The sequence below is a fragment of the Streptomyces sp. CO7 genome (assembly GCF_053474865.1).
This window is the reverse complement of record NZ_JBRIOU010000002.1, coordinates 214,333-216,255: the sequence shown is the minus strand read 5'-3', so window position 1 is coordinate 216,255 and position 1,923 is coordinate 214,333. Positions and strand designations below refer to the sequence as shown.

Genomic DNA, 1,923 nt, shown 5'->3' with positions numbered 1-1,923 from the left:
CCTCGCTGCCGAGCCGTACCACGAGCAGCACGCCGGCCCGGTGGTCCTCGCGCAGGCCCGCCAGATCCTGGGTGAGCGGCGGGAGGGTGTGGTCGTCGTACCGCGCCGCCTCGCCCTGGTAGGCGAGGTACTGGAGTTTCAGTACGCCCTCGAGGTCGTCCGGCGTCGCCTCCGACACCGTCAGCTCCCCCACGTCCGGCTGCATCCCGGCCCCCCGCATGATCGTCGTGGCGTGTCACCCTGGCACACCGCTGCCGGAGGCATCCATTCCCGGGAGGCTTTCCGGTCAGCCGCGGCGTCCCTTGCGCAGGAAGCGGCGCAGACGGGTGAGCGGCCAGGTGGTGATCACCTCGTCCGCGGTGAGCCAGCCGCGTCGCGCGGTGCCCACGCCGAAGCGCAGGTGGCCGAGGTCGGGGACGGAGTGCGCGTCGCTGTCGATCGCGAACCGCACGCCGTGCCGCCGGGCCCGCAGGATGTCCTCGTCGCGCAGGTCGAGGCGGTTGGGGTGCGCGTTGATCTCCATGGCGGTGCCGGTGCGGGCGCACGCGGCGAACACCTCGTCGAGGTCGAACTCGATCCCGGGCCGCTTGCCGAGGATGCGGGTCGTGGGGTGGCCGATGATGTTGACGTGCGGGTTCTCGCAGGCGCGGACCAGTCGCCGGGTGAGTTCCTCACGGCTCTGGTTGAAGTGCGAGTGGATGGAGGCCACGCACACGTCGAAGCCGGCCAGGAAGTCCGCCGGCCAGTCCACCTCGCCGTCCGGGTCGATGTTCAGCTCCACGCCGTGCAGCAGCCGCATGCCGCCGCCGCGCTCGGTGCGGCCCCGTTTGCCGTAGGCCCCGTCGAGGGCGCGGACCTGCTCGCGCTGGGCGAGGATCCGCTCCTCGGTCATCTGCTGCATGTACAGGTTGGGCGCGTGGTCGGTGACCGCGTAGTAGGCGTGCCCGAGCTTCGCGGCCTCGGCGACCATCTGCTCCAGCGGGGCGAGACCGTCGGTGAGGTCGGTGTGGGTGTGCAGGTCGCCGCGGAGGTCGGACTCCTCGATCAGTTCGGGCAGCCCGTCACCCCGCCCGGTCCTCTCCTCGCGCGCGGCCTCGATCTCGCCGCGGTCCTCCCGCAGGGCCGGTGCGATCCAGGGCAGGCCGAGGCGTTCGTACACCTCCCCCTCGGTCCGCGAGACGATCTTCTCGCCGCTCTCCGCGTCGAACAGCCCGTACTCGGACAGCTTCAGCTTCGCGCGCACGGCGAGCTCCCGGACGCGGATGTTGTGCGCCTTGGAGCCGGTGAAGTACAGCATCGCCGCGCCCCAGAAGTCGGGCGGCACGACGCGCAGGTCGACGGCGAGGCCCCTGTCCGTGCGGACCGAGGTCTTCGACGTGCCGCGGGCGGTCACCTCGGAGACGTACGGCAGGGCCACGAAGGCCTCCATGAACGGCCCGGACTCCTCGGCCGCGACCAGCACGTCGACGTCCCCGATGGTCTCCCGGCCCCGGCGCAGCGACCCGGCGTACTCGCACCGCAGGCAGCCGTCGATCCGTGACAGCTTGGCGACCACGTCCTCGGCGAGGTCGAGGGCCGCGTCGATCAGCACCCGGTCGCCGGCGGACCGCATGAGCTCCACACCGTGGAGGATGTTCTCCTCGGTCCTGGGGCCGAATCCCTTGAGGTCGCGCAGCCGCTCGGCGTGGATCGCCTCGACGAGCTCGTCGACGGAGGAGACCCCCAGTTCGTGGTGCAGCGTGTACGCCTTCCTGGGGCCGAGGCCGGGGATGGCCGTCAGCCGCCGCACGCCCTCCGGAATCTTCGCCCGCAGCTCCTCCAGGGCGGCGAAATCGCCGGTGGCGAGGTACTCGGTGACCTTGTCTGCGATCGACCGGCCGACCCCCGGGATCTCCCGCAGCCCCTTGGCGTCGAGCGTGCGGA

The 1,923-nt window shown here is 71.8% G+C and carries 1 protein-coding gene and 1 pseudogene; both read right to left on the bottom strand.

The window, feature by feature from the left end; all coding sequences use genetic code 11:
- A pseudogene (locus tag ACOV8S_RS02880) lies at nucleotides 1-205 on the bottom strand (hypothetical protein); the annotation flags it as partial.
- Between the two features lie 81 nt (nucleotides 206-286).
- On the bottom strand, nucleotides 287-1,923 hold a 1,637-nt coding region (gene polX, locus ACOV8S_RS02875; RefSeq protein ID WP_448315932.1), incomplete at its 5' end, for a DNA polymerase/3'-5' exonuclease PolX.